The organism is Streptomyces sp. NPDC016309, assembly GCF_043077235.1.
Lineage (GTDB): Bacteria > Actinomycetota > Actinomycetes > Streptomycetales > Streptomycetaceae > Streptomyces.
This window is the reverse complement of record NZ_JBIBSG010000002.1, coordinates 474,668-490,991: the sequence shown is the minus strand read 5'-3', so window position 1 is coordinate 490,991 and position 16,324 is coordinate 474,668. Positions and strand designations below refer to the sequence as shown.

Genomic DNA, 16,324 nt, shown 5'->3' with positions numbered 1-16,324 from the left:
TCCGCGACGCCCACCCGTTGGACGCGCCGCCCGGCCGGAACTCATCGGGACGCGGGGTGGGGGTGGGGACGGAGGAGGCGGGACGGGAGAGGGTGGGCTCGGTGTCCGGCGAGGCCCGCGACCGCTGTCCACGGTCGATTGTCAGTGGTGGGTGAGACGGTGGATCCATCGATTCGGAACGCCGGAAACCAGGGGGATGTCATGTCCGGAACCCAGAACTACATCAACCACGTTGCTCTCGTGCTGGATGCCAGTTCGTCCATGTCGGGCCTGAGCCGCAAGGTCGTCGAGGTCGCCGACCAGCAGATCGCCTACCTCGCCCGCCGGTCCAGGGAGCTGGACCAGGAGACCCGCGTCACGGTGTACGTCTTCGCGGACACGGTGGACTGCGTCATCTACGACAAGGACGTGCTGCGGATGCCGTCGTTGAAGGAGCTGTACCGGGTCGGGGGGATGACGGCCCTGCTGGCGGCCGCGCTGAAGTCGCAGCGGGAGCTGGCGCAGACGGCGCAACTGTACGGCGACCACAGCTTCCTGACGTTCATTCTCACCGACGGGCAGGAGAACGCGAGTCACCGCTGCCCGGACGCCCCGTCGAGGAAGGCGGGTGAACTGGTCGCGGCCGTGGCGGAGATGATCGAGACGCAGGGGGTCAACTGGACGCTCGCCGTCCTCGTGCCGGACCAGATGGGCAAGCGCGAGGCCATGCAGTGCGGCTTCCCGAAGGACAACATCGCCATCTGGGACGCTACGAGCACGCAGGGCCTGGAGGAGGCCGGGCAGGTCATCCAGCAGGCCACCGAGAAGTTCATGGTGGGCCGCACCAAGGGCATCCGCGGGTCGCGCGCGGTGTTCTCGACGGGTGCCGAAGCGGTCAACAAGGACACGATCAAGGCGGCGGGCCTCACGCCGGTGAAGGCGTCGGAGTACCAGCTGATCCCGGTGACACGGGACGCGGGAATCCGGGACTGGGTCGTCGAGAGCGGTCACACCTACCGGACCGGTGGTGCGTTCTACGAGCTGAGCAAGTCGGAGAAGATCCAGGCGCGGAAGCGGATAGCGGTGCTGGAGAAGAAGACGGACCGGGTGTACGCGGGACCCGAGGCCCGGGCCCTGCTCGGCCTGCCGGACGTGGAGGTGCGCATCAGGCCCGACCACAACGACGACTTCACCATCTTCGTGCAGAGCACCAGCGTCAACCGCAAGCTCGTGCCGAACACGCGGCTGCTGCTGATGAACTGAGGCCCCCATCGGCTCCCGGCAGGGCTGCGCTTAGGGTTGCTCCGTATGACCGACCGAGCCCTGGAACTGTTGCGCAGCCGCCCGGACCTCGCCGAACAGGCCGCCTTCCCGTTCGACTTCGACATCGACCGGGCGTATCACGTGGAAGAGGTGCGCCTGGCGTCCGGAGCGTCCCTGGAGGCGATCGCCGGTGACGCCACCGGCGGGACGTACTTCCTCTGCGGGGGAACGGCCGTGTTGCACGCCTCCTCCGACGGGTACGCCTCACTGCTCGCCGACTCGGTGACGGAGGCGCTCGAAATCCTGGTCCGGTTGCCCTGGTGGTGCGAGGACGTGACGGCCGGCCTGGACGAGGAGGGCCTGCGGGCCGCCGTGCGCCGGGGTGACGCGGAGGCGCGAGAGGAGTTCGCTCCGGACCTGGACGCGCAGCGTGAGGCGCTGGTCCGGGGGCTGGGGCTGCCGGACCGCCCGCTCGCCGAACTGCACGCCCTGGCCGAGGCGGCCACCCGGCGCACCGAGCCGGACTTCCTCCTGCTCAACGCGGAGGAGTTGTGCGCGTACCGGCTGGAGGAGTCCTACCGGCAGCCGTTGCGGGACATCGTCCTCGGCCCCGGGCGGGAGGTGCTGGAGCGGATGCGCCGCGGTGACAGCGCCGCACGGGAGGAGGCCGCCGCCGATCCGGTACTGCGCGCCGGGGTGCTGCGCGCGCTGTGCGAGGACCGCCGTGACGGCGACCTTCCGGTGCTGCGGTTCCTGCTGGAGTGCGAGAACGCCGTACGGTCCGAGCGCCATGAGGAACGGTGGCTGGCCGCGGAGCTGGTCGCCGCGTACGGCCGGCCCGAGGACGTACCGCTGTTGCGTGCCGCCACCGCCGGGCTGATCACCGACGCCGCGAGCGCGGTGGCGTGGGCCCGTGCGCGGGAGCGGGAGCACGCGGAGGACCGGGAGCGTGCGGAGAGCGCGTTCGTCTGGGCCGACCTGGCGCACCGGCAGGGTCGCGTCGAGCACGCCAGGACCGCTCTCGTCCGGCTGCTGGACGACACCGGCCCGGACGCGGACCGGCTGCGGCGGTTGAGCCGGGCGCTGGAACGTCTGGGGGACCACGCCCAGGCGGCGCGCGCCCGGTCCTGGCTCCTCTCTCTCCAGGAGACGCCCCGGGACCGGGCTTCCGAGGCGTACGTACTGGCCCGTCTGGAACGCCGCACGGGGGACCGCGCGGCGGCGTCCCGGGCCCTGGACCGGGCGCGGGAGGCGCTCGACGCCTACCCCGAGGGCTACCGCCTGGGCCTCGGCCGCCGGGTCACCGAGGAGCACCTGGAACTGACCCTCGCGGCCGCCGGGGCCGGCGAAGTGGGCCTCGCCCGCACGACGATGGCCCACGGCGAGCGCCTGCTGGAGAGGATCGGCGGGAACGCGGCGAAGGCGCTGAGTGCCCTGTCGACCCGGGCGAGGTGGACGGTGGCGGCCCTCCGGCCGCCCGCTTCCTGACGCGCTGAGGGACGGGACCCGCCGCCGCCCCGGCGTTCGGGGCGTTGCCGAGGCTCTCCGCGGGACCGTGGGCCGGTGCCCCCGGCTCGTCACATGATCGGCTGGGCAGGTCCTAGAGTGTGCGCGTGAACGAGGAGAACTCCGCAGTCATCGCCGGGCGCTACCAGTTGGTCGAGCTGATCGGCCAGGGCGGCATGGGCCGGGTCTGGCGGGGCGTCGACCGGCAGCTCTTCGGCCGCGAGGTCGCCGTCAAGGAGATCCTCTTCCCGCCCGGGCTGGACGACGGCGAACGCGCCACACTGCTCCGGCGCTTCACCGGCGAGGCCCGGGCGGCGGTCACGCTCAGCCACCCCGGGATCATCACCATCCACGACGTCGTGGAGCACGACGGCGCACCTGTCATCGTCATGGAGTTCATCCGGGGCCAGTCCCTCGCCGCGGCTGTCCGGGAGCAGGGCCGGCTGCCGGTGCGACGGGTGGCCGAGATCGGCGCCGCCATGCTCGACGCCCTGACCGAGGCGCACGAGGCGGGGATCGTCCACCGCGACATCAAGCCGGACAACGTGCTCCTGACCAAGGACCGGGTGGTCCTCACCGACTTCGGCATCGCCCACCTGTCGGACGCCACGACCAGGCTCAGCCGCAGCGGGACCGTCATCGGCACCCCGCAGTACATGCCGCCGGAGCAGTTGGAGGGCAAGCGGCCCACACCGGCCAACGACCTCTGGGCCCTGGGCGCCACCCTCTACCACGCCGTCGAGGGGCGCCCGCCGTTCGACGCCGACGGGCTCCACGCCCTCGCCGTCGCCGTCTTCACCCGCCCCCACCGGCCACCGACCCACGCCGGCCCGCTGGCCCCCGTCCTGGACGCGCTCCTGACCAAGGACCCGGAGCAGCGCGCGAGCGCCGTCGAGGCCGCCGCGCTCCTGGCCTCGGTGCTGCGCGGCACCCTGCCGGGGCCGGCGGCGGAGCCCGGCACCGGCACGGCCGGCCCCCGGACCGACCTCGGGGAGGCGGCCACGGAAACGGCTCCGACCCCCACCCGGCCCGACCCGAAGGCGGAACCGGTACCCGGGCCGGCCGGAGAGCCGGAGGGCGAACTCCCGCCCCCGCCGGAGCGGCCAACCCTCCCGGCCACGCCGCCCACCACCCCCCTGCCGCAGCACGACGACCTGGTCTCGCTCGGCGGGGCGGACCACGACGGACGGGACGAAGGGGCCCGTACCCGGCGGCGCACGCTCGTCCGGCGGTCCGCCGTCCTGGCCGTCGCCCTGGCCACGGTCGCCGCCGGCGGCATCCTGGCCTGGAACCTCACCGGAGGGGCGCCGGCCGGCGGCAGGGGCACGGACGCGGGCGGCGGCAAGGGGGCCGGAGGCGCCGCGGGCCCGGCCGCCACCCGGGTCGTGATCGGGGTGGACGCGCCCCTCAGCGGTGACCTGTCCTTCCTCGGCGTCGGCGTGAAGAACTCCGCCGACCTGGCCGTCAGGAACGCCAACCGGACCCGCCACGTCCCCGGAGTGACGTTCGAGATCAAGGCGCTGGACGACCGGGCGGTGCCCGCCGAGGGCCGGAACAACGCCGCCCGGTTCATCGCCGACGACAAGGTGGTGGGCGTCGTCGGGCCGCTCAACTCCGCGGTCGCCCAGACCATGGTGGGGCCCCTCGAACGGGCGGGCCTGGTCAACGTCTCCCCTGCCAACACCGACACCGCCCTGACGCGCGGCCCCGACTGGGCCGGGGGGAGTACGTCCCGCCCGTACGACACCTACTTCCGCACCGTCGCCACGGACGTGGACCAGGGGCCGTTCGCCGCCCGGTACCTCCACGGCGACGCGCGGAGGACCAAGGTCTTCGTCGTCGACGACACGACCTCCTACGGTACGGGCCTCGCCACCGGGTTCAGGAGCGAGTTCGTCGAGCTCGGTGGCACGGTCGTCGGCGCGGACCACGTCGGCCCCGGCAAGAGCGACTTCTCCGCCCTCGTCGCGAAGGTCCGGGCCTCCGGTGCCGACGCCGTGTACTTCGGTGGGTACTACACCACCGCGGCGCCGCTCTCCCAGCAGCTCAAGCAGGCGGGCGTGAACGTCCCGCTGATGGGCGGCGACGGCGTCTTCGACCCGCAGTTCATCCGGTCCAACACCAAGGCCGAGGGCGACCTGGCCACCGGTATCGGCGCGCCCGCCGAGGAGCTGGCCGGCGGACCCCGCTTCCTCTCCGAGTACCGGGCGGCCGGCTACCCGGAGGACCCCGGCGCGTACGGCGCCTACGCGTACGACGCGACCTGGGCCGTCATCGAGGCGGTGAAGGCCGTGGCGGCGGCCAACGGCGGCACCCTTCCCCCGGACGCGCGGGCGAAGATGCCACGGGCCGTGGCGGAGGTGTCGTTCGACGGCGTCACCGGGCGGGTGGCGTTCGACGCGTACGGCGACACGGTGAACCGCCGACTCACCGTGCACGCGGTGGAGGGCGGCGTCTGGAAGAGCGTGAAGAGCGGCCCGCACACTCCCTGACCGCGGCGCGCAGCCCGGGCGAGGGCCCGGGTGGGGGCCCCGGGTGGGGCCCACCGGGGGGGCGGCTCCGTCACCGATGCGCCGGGGCGGTACCCGGTGCGGCAGGAGCGGACACCACTCCCCCGGCCGGGCGACGAGGATCCGCCGGGCCGGACGACGCCGTTGACGAGGGCGTCGGTGCTCACCCGGTGCTCGACAGCGACCGCATGTCAACCACAGTTGACATGCGGTCGCTGTCAACGTACGTTGACACCATGACCGATGCGACCGATCTCGCCGCACGGGCGGGCGACCGGGACCCCCGAGTCGGGCTCCGGGCCGTCTCCGCCCTGCGGCGACTACTGGAACAACTGGAAGCCGTCCAAGTGCGCAGCGCGCGCAACCAGGGGTGGTCGTGGCAGGAGATCGCGACCGAACTGGGCGTCAGCCGCCAGGCCGTCCACAAGAAGTACGGGAGGCAGTGATGTTCGAGAAGTTCACGAAGGCCGCACGTTCCGTGGTGAAGGGGGCGTTCGAGCACGCCGAGCGGGGTGGCGCGACGGCCGTCACCCAGGAGCACCTGCTGCTGGCCTTGCTCGACCGGGAGGACACCCGGGCGGCGGACGCCCTGCGAGGGCTGTGCCCGCCGGACCGCCGCCCGTCGCTAGTGGCCGCCCTCGATGACGCCCGGCGCCGGGCGGGGCTGTCGCGGGCGGACGCCGAGGCGCTGGCGGACCTCGGGATCGACGTCGGAGCGATCGTGGCGCGGATCGAGGAGACCCATGGCCCGGGCGCGCTGACGGGCGGCGCCAGGAGGCCGACGCGGCGCTCGGGCCGCCGGCCGTTCTCACGGGAGGCCAGGGCGGTGCTGGAGCAGTCCCTCCGGATGGCCCTGGCCCGCAAGGACCGGGAGATCGGCGACGAGCACATCCTCCTGGCCCTGACGACGACCGGCGGGGTCGTGGCGGAGACCCTGGCCGACCACGGCGTGACGTACACCTCCGTCGACACCGCGATGTCGGGGGCCCGCACCCACTGACCGCCGTTCACGTCCGCGCCCGGTTCACCCCGACTGCCACCACGGCCCGCCCCGCCCCTCCGGCGAACCGGTGCTATTCAGTCACCTTGGATGGACGTTCGATGAACCGGGCACGGCCGACGGCAGGTCAGCGACCGTGCCACATGGGGCACTTCGGACGCTCACCGTCCGTCAAGGACCGGTCGCGCACCGCCCCCACCCCCTCTGAGCTGCCAGAACGACCATTCGGTCGCCGATAATCGAACGAGTTGTCTGTAAATCGGTCATCGATGTGCAGGTGACCTTCACATTCGACAGACTCAGCGGCGTCTGCACAACGAAGCGCAGAGAACTACCGCATTCAACCTTTGAATCGAAAGAGAGTCCTGTCGTGCGTCGCCACATCGCTGCTGTCTCCGCCACCGCCCTCCTGAGCCTGGCCTGCGCCACCGGCGCCGCGGAAGCCAAGCCCTCCAGCCTCTACGCCCCGTCCGCGATGGTCCTCACCATCGCCAAGGGCGCGGGGGACGCAGCCACCGTCGTACGCGCGTCCACCCTCAGCTGCGCGCCGACCGCCCAGGGGACCCACCCCAACCCGGAGGCCGCCTGCGCGGCCCTCGCGGCGACCGCCGGCACCTTCGACACGCTCCTGGCGTCGCCGGACACCGGCCGTGCCTGTCCGATGCACTACGACCCCGTCACGGTCACCGCGGACGGCGTCTGGCAGGGCAGCCGCGTCTCCTGGAAGCACACCTTCTCCAACACGTGCACCATGTCGGTGACGTTCAACGGGAACCCCGTCTTCGCGTTCTGATCCCCCCGCCCCAACCGGGCCCGCCTCCCGTACCACACCCGTCGCCCGGCGGGGCCGTCACGGCCCCGCCGTGCGACGCGCGTCCGGGCCGCCGCCTGCCGAGCGCCGCCCCGATTTTCCGGGGCAGGGGTGTCTTGCCGATCCGGCCGGATCGGCAAGACACCCTCTAGAGCTTTCCGGGCTTGTACTTCTTCGGCAGCGTGTAGACGAACTCCCGCGGGTCCGCGTACGCCGGCTCCAGCCAGTCCGAAACGCTGTGGTACCCGAGCGAGTAGAGGTTCCGGCCCGGGTCCCAGGTGTTGTAGGCCAGGATGGACGCCCGCTTCCTGGCCATGTGGGCCGCCGGGATGTGGAGCACGTAGTCGGCGCCGCGACCGCGGTCCGCCGGGTCGGAGAAGTGCTTGTACGCGTAGATGTAGTTGAAGCGGACGTCGGTGAGCTCACCGTTCTTCATGAGCCAGTAGGCGGCATCGCTGCACGCCTTGTGCGTGTCGGTCCCGTCCAGCCATCCGGCCGCGAACTTGTGCGAGGCACCGGGGTACTGCTGGGCGAGGGCCCGGACCTTGGCCATGACCTTCTTGACGAAGTTGTCGTAGTCGCCGAAGGCCTCGTCCGAAAGCTTGAAGTTGATGACCTTGTCCACCCCGAGGGCCTTGGCGGAGAGAGCGAACTCGGCGGTACGGCCCGCGACCACCTCCGGCGTCGGCCAGCTCTCCTGCCAGCCGAGCCGGTGATGGTGCCCGGGGGCGGAGCACCTGTCGCCGAGCGTCTTGCAGTCGCCCTGGTTCATGTATTCGGCGAGGCCGCCGTTCTCCCCCTTGCTCACCAGCACCAGGTACACCGGCCTCCCGGCCGCTTTGTGTTCCAGGATCGACCCGGCGAGCCCGATGGCCTCGTCGTCCTGGTGGGGCGAGTAGAAGATCGCCGGCGCCGCCGCCGCCGAGGCGCTGGACGCGCCCACGGTGCCGTCGAGCGCCACTCCGGCGGCCACCAGGCCGGCGGTCGTCAGCACCGACCGCCTGGACGGGCCGGACGGGCCGGACGGGCCGGAACGGTTCGGGACATGAGCGGGCATGCGGTGTCTCCTCGTACGCGACGGATGGGCCGCCGGGTGGCGCGCCCGCCACGGGCGACACGGCACCGCGGCGCGGCATGCGCCCAGCCTGTCGAGGGCCCCTAACGTTTCACTGACGTTCCCCTGCCGTCGCCCCGCGGCCGCCCCGGCCCGCGCGCGGTGTTCACCTGTCCGGGCCGAGCCGCCGGTGGCTGCCGGACCGGCCGATGTCCAGGTCGAGGAGCGCGGTCAGGGCCGTGCCGCTGTTCCAGAACCCGAGGAGGTCGACGTCGACGAGGACCAGACGGTGACGGGCCGCGAAGGCCCTGGCCTGCCGGGTGAAGGTGCACGAGGCGACGAAGAGCGGGACGTCCGCGCCGTGTTCGCTGCGGGCGGTGCCGTTGAACTTCTGGAGGTCGGGACTGCCGACGGAGCGGTGCTTGGCGTAGCGCTTGCACTGGACGACGAGCTTCCGGCCGTCCGGCAGGCGGCCCGTCACATCGGCGCCCAGGTCGTTCGCGCCGCCCACGCGGCGGACTCCGGTGCACCCGTCCCGGCGGCACAGGTCCGCGACGAACTCCTCGAACTCCCGGTGGCCCATGCCCCACACCGCCTCCATCGAGCGCACCGCGCGGAGCCGCGCCTGCTCCGCCAGACGGATCCTCTCGGCCTCGGCTTCCCGCAGCCCCGCCCGTACCAGCACCCCCACCAGAGCCCCGGCCCCCAGGACCACCGAGACCACCAGCACCCAGGCGCCCGTTCCCATGCCCCGCTCCTCCCCCGCGCCACCGTCCGCCCGCTACCCTCCCCATCGGCGGTGTGCTTCATCCCTGGGTCACCACTCGCCGTGGCGGCGGGGGGCCGGGTGCAATGTCTCAAGCCGGCGCGGCGGGGTTTCAGCGGGCGCGGCGGATGCGGATCGGGCCGCGGGCCTCCGTCGGATCGACGGGGCGTCCCCCCTGGGTGATCTCGACCTCCCCGGCCGTGACCAGACGCCGAGCGGCGCTGCGGGCGGGTTCCATGAGCGCGCGCCAGCCGTCGTCGTCCTCCTCGTACACCGCACGGGCGGCGTCGGAGGGGCAGATCGTCGCGGTCGGAGCGCGCCGAGCCAGCAGATCCAGGATGGCTCGTTCCAGGCGCCGGTCCAGCCGCCTTTCGCTGTCCGTCACCCCTCCAGTATCGCCACTGGCCGTCATGCCCATCAGGACGCCGGGCCGGGGCCGGTACGTCGCTCGACGGCCGCCCCGGCCGCGCGGCGAAGCGGGTGGCGGGGTGGGTTCCGTACCCTTGCGGCATGCGGATGCGCCCCACGTTGAGCTGGACCCCGGCGGAGGACTGGCCTCCGGGCACCACGGACCTGGAGCCGGCCGCGCGGGCGCTGAGCGACGGCGGTGTGCTGGTGCTCAGCGGCGCGGGTCTGTCCACGGAGTCGGGCATCCCGGACTACCGGGGCGAGGGCGGCAGCCTGAGCCGGCACACCCCGATGACCTACCAGGACTTCACCGCCTGCGCACAGGCCCGGCGCCGGTACTGGGCGCGCAGCCACCTCGGCTGGCGTACGTTCGGCCGCGCCCGGCCCAACGCCGGGCACCGGGCAGTGGCCGCGTTCGAGCGGCACGGTCTGCTCTCGGGCGTGATCACGCAGAACGTCGACGGGCTGCACCAGGCCGCAGGCAGCGAGGGTGTCGTGGAGCTCCACGGCAGCCTGGAGCGGGTCGTCTGCCTCTCCTGCGGTGCCTTCAGTGCGCGGCGCGACCTGGCACGGAGGCTGGAGGAGGCCAACGCGGGGTTCGATCCGGTGGCCGCCGCGATCAACCCGGACGGGGACGCCGACCTCACCGACTTGCAGGTCGGGGACTTCCGCGTGGTGTCTTGCGCGGTCTGCGGCGGCATCCTCAAGCCGGACGTGGTGTTCTTCGGCGAAGCCGTTCCCCCGGAGCGGGTCGAGCACTGCCGCGTGCTGGTCCGCGAGGCGGCCTCGCTGCTGGTCCTGGGCTCGTCCCTCACGGTGATGTCGGGGCTCCGCTTCGTCCGCCAGGCTGCCGAGGCCGGCACTCCGGTGCTGATCGTCAACCAGGACCCGACCCGAGGCGACCGGCACGCCGTCACCCGGCTCGCCCTCCCCCTGGGAGCCGCGCTCACGTCCCTCGCGGAGCGCCACGGCATCCCCCTCGACGGCGGAACGGCGACCCGGCTGCCGTCATGACGGTGCCCACGGGCCCGAAGGCAGCCGCGGAGCCGGGGTTCCGGTCGTGGAAGGAGAGGTCCCGGGCGGTACGGTCCCGCCGGGACGCCCGGAGGCCCGCACCGAACAGGTGCGGGCCTCGGGCGTCCGAGGGAGGCCGGGCCCCGAGGGGCGTCCGGTCAGCGCTTCGCGGGCTTCTTGGGGGCCGGCTTCTTCGTCGGGACCGGCTTCTTCTTGGCGGCCTCGTCCTTCGCGCGGACCGCGTCCTGGCCGACGTCCAGGAAGTGGCGCAGCTCCTCCGGCGTGCCCTTCAGGGCCTTCGCCGCGGCCGCCTTGACCGCGGGGCCGCCCGTCGCGGCGATGCGCGCGACCCGCGCCCGGTCGTCCGCGAGGCGCGCCGTGTCCTGGCCCGTCTCCAGGAAGGCCTCGATGGCCTGCCGGGTACCGGCCCGCATGGCCTGCTTGCCCGCCTCCTTGACCGCCGGGCCGCCCACGCTGATGACCTGGGAGACCCGCACCCGGTCGTCCTGGAGCCGGGCCTCGTACTGGCCGTGCTCCAGGAAGTTGACGATGTCCTCGGGGGTGCCCTTCAGCGCCTTCTTGCCCGCCTCCTTCACTCCGGGTCCACCGCGGCTGAGGATCTGGGAGACCCGCACCTCGTCGTCGACGAGCCGCTCCTCGTACTGGCCGGACTCCAGGAAGCGCCGCATGTCCTCGGGCGTACCCTCCAGCGCCTTCTGTGCGGCCTCCCGGACGCCCCGGCCGTTGTAGGGGTTGGCCAGCATCTTGAGGATCGCGGCCCGGTCCTTCTCGGCCGGAGATGTGTCCGTTGCCGAGACGCTCGGCGCCGGGGCGGCCGGAGCGTCGGCGTCCACGGCGAGCGCCGGGACGGAGAAGAGGAGAGCGGGGGTGATGGCCACCGCCGCGACGATGGCCGGTATCCGGGCCAGCTTCATGCGCACCTACCAAATCCAGGAACGATCTTCACGTCATCTCCAAACGCTTGTCGATCTTGTGTGACGCCCGGCACCGGGTCAAACGGGTTTGCGCTGCCATGTCCGTTTCCGGCCACCCCTTCCGTGTGCGAACGCACTCACCCCCGGGCGGTAAGGCCGCTGCCGCCGCCGGGGAACTGGTGATCAACGGCATCGACGGGCACCACGCGGTCGCCGCCCTGTCGGCCGTCGCGGAGGACCTCGACGGCAAGACGCTCATCGACCACGCCGTTCCGTACGTCTACCGGCACGAGACGCCCTACCCCTGGCCGACGCCGTGGGGCATCATGCCGAAGCTCGACCCCTGCGACACCGACAGCGGGCCGGGGCGGCGCGCCCCGGCGGGTGCCGGGGTGCGCCGCCCCACGGGCGGTACGGGGTCCGGGACCGTCCCGGTCACTTCGGCTCGCGCTGGAACATCGCGGCCGACCAGAAGTAGCCGAGCACCGCGAGCCCCAGGCACCAGGTGACCGCGAGCCACCCGTTGTGGCCGATCTCGCTGCCGAGCAGCAGTCCGCGCAGCGTCTCGATGGCCGGGGTGAACGGCTGGTACTCGGCGACCGGCCGGAACCAGCCCGGCATCGCGTCGACCGGGACGAAGGCGCTGGAGAGGAGCGGCAGCAGGATCATCGGCAGCGCGTTGTTGCTGGCGGCCTCGGCGTTGGGGCTGATCAGGCCCATGCCGACGGCGATCCAGGTGAGCGCCGTGGCGAAGAGGACGAGCAGTCCGAAAGCGGCCAGCCACTCCAGGGCCGTGGCGTCCGTCGCCCGGAAGCCGATGGCCACGCCGACCGCCCCCACCAGGGTCACGCTCATGACCGACTGGAGCACACTGCCGATCACATGCCCGGTGATCACCGAGCCGCGGTGGATCGCCATGGTGCGGAAGCGGGCGATGATGCCCTCGGTCATGTCGTTGGAGACGGACACCGCGGTCCCGACCACCGTGCCGCCGATGGTCATCAGCAGGATCCCCGGCACGACGTAGGCGATGTAGTCGGAACGGTCCGCCCGGCCGCCGCCGATCCCCGCGCTCATCACGTCGCCGAAGACGTAGACGAACAGCAGCAGGAGCATGACGGGGGTCAGCAGCAGGTTCAGGGTGAGGGACGGGTAGCGCCGGGCGTGCAGGAGGTTGCGGCGCAGCATCGTGGACGAGTCACGGACGGCGAGGGAGAGGGAGCTCATCGGACGGTCTCCTTGGGCTGGTGGGGGAGGTCGGCGCCGCTGGTGAGGGCGAAGAACACGTCGTCGAGGTCGGGGGTGTGCACGGTCAGTTCGTCGGCCTCGATGCCGGCGGAATCCAGCCGCTCCAGGACCGAGCGCAGGTCGCGCTGGCTGCCGTCGCTGGGGATCTGCAGCGCCAGCGCCTCGTCGTCCCGGGTGCCGTCGCGCAGGGTGGAGGCGGCGCTCCGGTAGGCGGACGGGTCGGTGAAGCGGAGCCGGACGTGCCCGCCGGGAACCAGCCGCTTGAGCTCGTCGGCCGTGCCCTCGGCGGCGATCCGGCCGTCGTTCAGCACCGCGATGCGGTCGGCGAGTTCGTCGGCCTCCTCCAGGTACTGGGTGGTGAGGAAGACGGTGACGCCGCCCGTGACGAGCTCGCGGATGATCTGCCACATGTTGTGGCGGCTGCGCGGGTCGAGGCCGGTGGTCGGCTCGTCGAGGAAGATGATCCGCGGGTCGCCGACGAGGGTCATGGCGATGTCGAGGCGCCGTTTCATGCCGCCGGAGTAGGTGGACGCCGGCTTCTTGGCGGCCTCGACCAGGTCGAAGCGCTCCAGGAGTTCGGCGGTGACCCGCCGTCCCTCGCGCTTGGACAGGTGGTGCAGGTCGGCCATGAGGAGCATGTTCTCCTCGCCGGTGATCAGCCCGTCGACGGCGGAGAACTGACCGGTGACGCCGATCGCGGCGCGGACGGCCTGCGGATCGGCGGCGAGGTCGTGGCCCGCGACCTGGGCCTCGCCGCCGTCGGCGGCGATGAGGGTGGAGAGGATCTTCACGGTGGTCGTCTTGCCGGCCCCGTTGGGCCCGAGGAGCGCGAACACCGAGCCGGCCGGGATGCGCAGGTCGATGCCGTCGAGGACGGTCTTGTCGCCGTACGACTTGCGCAGGCCGACGGCGGAGACGGCGGCGGGAGACTGGGGACGACGGCCGTCCCGATTGGACGTGGGCATGACAGATGACGGCATGGAGCCCTCCGTTCGAGGGGTGGTGAAGGGGTGGGGTGGAGGTGCGGGTGCAGATGCGGGGTGCAGGGCGCGGTGCGTGAGGCGGCGGTGCCTGGGGGGCGCGGGAGCGCGGGAGAGGAGCCGGGCGCTCAGACCCGGGCGCGACGGACGTCGATGTTGCCGTACCGGGTGCGGGCGCGGATCTTGACGGTGTCCTCGGCGGTTTCCGGACCCTCCGAGGCGGAAAGGGCGTTGCGCACCTGTCCGGAGCCCGAGCTGACGTCGAGCCAGGCGGCCGTGCCCTCGCGGACACCGACCTCGATGGCACCGTAGGAGGTCTCCAACTGGACGGTGCCCCGTGCCACTTCCCCCACCCGCAGGGTGCCGTGGGCGGTGGTGGCGGTGACCGAGTCCTCCGCGCGCTGGATGTCGATGTCACCGTTGGCACCGCTCACCCGCAGTGCGCCGGTGGCGGCACCCACGGTCGTGGTGCCGTGCGAGTTCTTCAGGACAGCCGCGCCGTCCAGGAGTCCGGCGCGCAGGCTGCCGGAGCTGGTGGTGATCTCGGCGGCGCCCTCCACCCGCTCCACGGTGATCGAACCGTGCGACGCGGTCAGTTTCAGCGGGCCGGTCGTGTCGAGGCGGACGTCCCCGGACGAGGTCTTCACGTTCACCTCGCCGAGCCGGCCCTCGCCGAGCACCTGGGCCCAGGCGCCGGTGACGTCGATCCGCGAGCCGGTGGGGAGGTCGACCGTCACGTCGACCGTGCCGGTGCGGCCGATGCCGAAGCCCAGGCCGAGCAGGTTGGGCTTGGGCGTCCTGACGGTCAGTACGCCACCGGAGTACGCGACCTCGGTCTGGTCGGCGGCCCGTACGTCGTGGTCCTTCTTCGGGTCGCGGGGCCGTACCTCGACGACGGTGTCGGGCCGGTCGCTCGCGGTGAACTGGAGGGAACCGGCTTCCACGTGCGCGGTGAGCGAGATTGCTGCGGGGGTGTCGAAAGAAGGCATGGCTGTCCCGTCCTCTTGGGTCTTCGGGGCGTCCCCGCTGGTGGGACGTGATGTGGGTGAAGTGGTGCGGGCGGTGCCGGGCGCTAGCGCACCCAGCCCGTGAAGCTCTGTCCGACGGTTCGGGCCTTCTCGGTCGTACGCGGCCGGGTGCCGCCCTCGACCGCCGCCGACACGGCGCGTACGAGCCAGGCGTTGACCGACAGGCCCTCGCGGTTCGCGGCCTCCTCGGCGCGGGCCTTCAGGTGGGCCGGCAGGCGCAGGTTGACCCTGGCCGTACCCCCCTCGTCGCCTTCGGCAGCCGGAGCCGGGGCCTTGAGCGGCTCTTCGGGCGCGACCGGCTCCATGGTGGCGCCGCCGTCGCCGGGCGGCGGGGTGACCACGAAGTCGGGGTCGAGCCCGCGCAGCCGTACGTCGACCGAGCCGGGCGCCAGTTCACGGGTGATCTCGGCCATCGCGGCCGACAGCACGTTGAGCATCGTGAGCCGGGTCGCCGACTCCAGCGGAGCGGTGAGCCGCTCCGCCAGCTCGCGGGCTTCGTCACCGCCGGCCTCGGCGGCCACCGCGAGTTCACGGCGAAGGGTGTCGACATAGGGGGTGAGGTCCATGACGCCATCATGGCACCATCCTGGCGCCATTGGCAAGCGCCCGTGGCACACCCTGGCAATCACCTCCGTGCGCACGCGGCTGACCTGGGAAAACAGCGTGGCACCAACCCGGGCGTCCGTGGCACCACGCACGGGTGGAGCGGCCGGGTGTTGCGTGATGGCGCCGGATGGCACCAAGTGGCGCCACCTTGCACCCATCCCCGACGTCACCGGCGCGCGTACCCGGCGAACCGGGCGCCCTAGTGTGTGCGGCACCCCCACCCCAGTCCCCCCCCCAGGCCCGACCGACAAGGAGTACCCGTCGTGCACGTCGAGATCCCCCCGCTCATCCGCGACACCGCCCGCCACTTGGGCGCCGGCGTTCCGTACGCCTTGAAGGTGCTGGCCGGCCGGCTGGCCGAGGAACCGGACCTGGGCCACCCCTCCGGACTGCCGGGGATCCTCACGGTGATGGTCGACGGCGACCTGTTCGAGGACTGCCCCGCCCTGGCCGTCGGCTACGTCCGCGAGCCCGACCGGATCGAGATCCGGTACGTCTCCCGGGCCCCCTCCGCCGAGCCGGCCGGGGGCGCGGCCGAGTCCGCGACCGGGCCCACGAAGGGAAGCGCCGACGGGAGGCCCGTCGAGGCTCCGCCGTACGACACCGTCACCGCCGCGATCACCGTGCGACAGGTCGCCGACGCCTGGCACCGCGTCACGGTGTGGCTGCGGAGCCACGCCCCCGCGTCCTACGCGGCGCTCCATGAGGGCGCCGGCCCGGCGGCGCTCGCCGCCCTGGAGGAGAGGTTGGGTATGGCCATACCCCTCGAATTACGCGCCCTGTGGTCGCTGACCGCCGGCGACGGCGGGGCGGGCGGCGGGGGATGCCTGCCCGGCAACCGGGTCCTGATGGACCTGGACTCCGTGGCCGCCGCCTACCGGCTGAAGACGCGGTCCCGGGCTCGGGGGGAGTCCTGGAGGCCGACCTGGATACCGTTCGTCGCCCTCGGCCCGGCCGACACCACCTCGGGCCTGTACCTGGACGCCTCGACGGGCCGTCTGGGCAGTTGGTCGCGCTTCGGCGATTCCCCCGCCGCGGAGTCCGACACCCTGGTCACGTACCTGGAGGAGACGGCCGACATGCTCGAAGCCCCGGCCCTGGCCACCCGGGACAGGCCCGGCCTGATCGGCGGGGCCCTGGTGTGGCTCGGCGGCGTCGACCCCGCGCGGGAGGAGCACTGGCGGCCCTGGACCGGCTGACCACCCCCGGCGGGGCC

Annotated in this window: 16 protein-coding genes; 8 read left to right on the top strand and 8 right to left on the bottom strand. The window is 72.7% G+C overall.

Going from position 1 to position 16,324, the window contains the following annotated elements; genetic code table 11:
• Nucleotides 1–201: 201 nt before the first annotated feature.
• The 6 genes from ACF068_RS06875 (at nucleotide 202) to ACF068_RS06850 (ending at nucleotide 7,051) form a co-directional block, all read left to right on the top strand.
• Nucleotides 202–1,242, top strand: a complete 1,041-nt coding sequence (locus ACF068_RS06875; RefSeq protein ID WP_392273096.1) for a VWA domain-containing protein — start codon at nucleotides 202–204, stop codon at nucleotides 1,240–1,242.
• A 45-nt stretch (nucleotides 1,243–1,287) separates the two neighbouring features.
• On the top strand, nucleotides 1,288–2,730 hold the full coding sequence (locus tag ACF068_RS06870; RefSeq protein WP_392273095.1) for a hypothetical protein: 1,443 nt from the start codon (nucleotides 1,288–1,290) through the stop codon (nucleotides 2,728–2,730).
• 125 nt (nucleotides 2,731–2,855) lie between these two features.
• Nucleotides 2,856–5,240 (top strand): bifunctional serine/threonine-protein kinase/ABC transporter substrate-binding protein, encoded by a 2,385-nt coding sequence (locus ACF068_RS06865; protein WP_392273094.1) that lies wholly within the window; start codon nucleotides 2,856–2,858, stop codon nucleotides 5,238–5,240.
• Nucleotides 5,241–5,494: 254 nt separating this feature from the next.
• Nucleotides 5,495–5,704: a helix-turn-helix domain-containing protein gene (locus tag ACF068_RS06860; protein WP_030315760.1), complete on the top strand. Its 210-nt coding sequence runs from the start codon at nucleotides 5,495–5,497 to the stop codon at nucleotides 5,702–5,704.
• Entirely contained in the window at nucleotides 5,704–6,258 is a 555-nt protein-coding gene (locus ACF068_RS06855; protein WP_392273093.1) for a Clp protease N-terminal domain-containing protein, read from the top strand. Before ACF068_RS06860 ends, ACF068_RS06855 begins: the two co-directional genes overlap by 1 nt.
• 370 nt (nucleotides 6,259–6,628) lie before the next feature.
• Nucleotides 6,629–7,051, top strand: a complete 423-nt coding sequence (locus ACF068_RS06850; protein ID WP_392273092.1) for a subtilase-type protease inhibitor — start codon at nucleotides 6,629–6,631, stop codon at nucleotides 7,049–7,051.
• 166 nt (nucleotides 7,052–7,217) lie between these two features.
• On the opposite strand, the gene ACF068_RS06845 is transcribed toward ACF068_RS06850, so the two are convergent.
• The 3 genes from ACF068_RS06845 to ACF068_RS06835 all read right to left on the bottom strand — a co-directional run bounded on the left by ACF068_RS06845 (nucleotide 7,218) and on the right by ACF068_RS06835 (nucleotide 9,301).
• Nucleotides 7,218–8,126, bottom strand: a complete 909-nt coding sequence (locus ACF068_RS06845) for a PIG-L deacetylase family protein (protein ID WP_392273091.1) — start codon at nucleotides 8,124–8,126, stop codon at nucleotides 7,218–7,220.
• A gap of 163 nt (nucleotides 8,127–8,289) precedes the next feature.
• Entirely contained in the window at nucleotides 8,290–8,871 is a 582-nt protein-coding gene (locus tag ACF068_RS06840; protein WP_392273090.1) for a restriction endonuclease, read from the bottom strand.
• 130 nt (nucleotides 8,872–9,001) lie between these two features.
• Nucleotides 9,002–9,301, bottom strand: coding sequence for a DUF3253 domain-containing protein (locus ACF068_RS06835; RefSeq protein ID WP_392273089.1), 300 nt, complete (start codon nucleotides 9,299–9,301; stop codon nucleotides 9,002–9,004).
• Between the two features lie 98 nt (nucleotides 9,302–9,399).
• Here ACF068_RS06835 and ACF068_RS06830 point away from each other — a divergent pair, with 98 nt between their 5' ends.
• On the top strand, nucleotides 9,400–10,311 hold the full coding sequence (locus tag ACF068_RS06830) for an NAD-dependent protein deacetylase (RefSeq protein WP_392273088.1): 912 nt from the start codon (nucleotides 9,400–9,402) through the stop codon (nucleotides 10,309–10,311).
• 158 nt (nucleotides 10,312–10,469) lie between these two features.
• Here ACF068_RS06830 and ACF068_RS06825 read toward each other — a convergent pair whose 3' ends face one another.
• The 5 genes from ACF068_RS06825 to ACF068_RS06805 form a co-directional block, all read right to left on the bottom strand.
• Complete coding sequence (locus ACF068_RS06825) at nucleotides 10,470–11,246, bottom strand: ALF repeat-containing protein (RefSeq protein WP_392273282.1); 777 nt, start codon at nucleotides 11,244–11,246, stop codon at nucleotides 10,470–10,472.
• 435 nt (nucleotides 11,247–11,681) lie between these two features.
• Nucleotides 11,682–12,473 (bottom strand): ABC transporter permease, encoded by a 792-nt coding sequence (locus ACF068_RS06820; protein WP_392273087.1) that lies wholly within the window; start codon nucleotides 12,471–12,473, stop codon nucleotides 11,682–11,684.
• The gene (locus ACF068_RS06815) at nucleotides 12,470–13,474 is read right to left on the bottom strand and encodes an ATP-binding cassette domain-containing protein (protein WP_392273086.1); all 1,005 of its coding nucleotides are present in this window, start codon (nucleotides 13,472–13,474) and stop codon (nucleotides 12,470–12,472) included. The genes ACF068_RS06820 and ACF068_RS06815 overlap by 4 nt, the downstream gene beginning before the upstream one ends.
• 128 nt (nucleotides 13,475–13,602) lie before the next feature.
• Nucleotides 13,603–14,463 (bottom strand): DUF4097 domain-containing protein, encoded by an 861-nt coding sequence (locus tag ACF068_RS06810; protein WP_392273085.1) that lies wholly within the window; start codon nucleotides 14,461–14,463, stop codon nucleotides 13,603–13,605.
• Nucleotides 14,464–14,546: 83 nt separating this feature from the next.
• Entirely contained in the window at nucleotides 14,547–15,068 is a 522-nt protein-coding gene (locus ACF068_RS06805) for a toxin-antitoxin system HicB family antitoxin (RefSeq protein ID WP_392273084.1), read from the bottom strand.
• Between the two features lie 303 nt (nucleotides 15,069–15,371).
• Here ACF068_RS06805 and ACF068_RS06800 point away from each other — a divergent pair, with 303 nt between their 5' ends.
• Nucleotides 15,372–16,307, top strand: coding sequence for an SMI1/KNR4 family protein (locus ACF068_RS06800; protein ID WP_392273083.1), 936 nt, complete (start codon nucleotides 15,372–15,374; stop codon nucleotides 16,305–16,307).
• The last annotated feature ends 17 nt before the right edge of the window (nucleotides 16,308–16,324 follow it).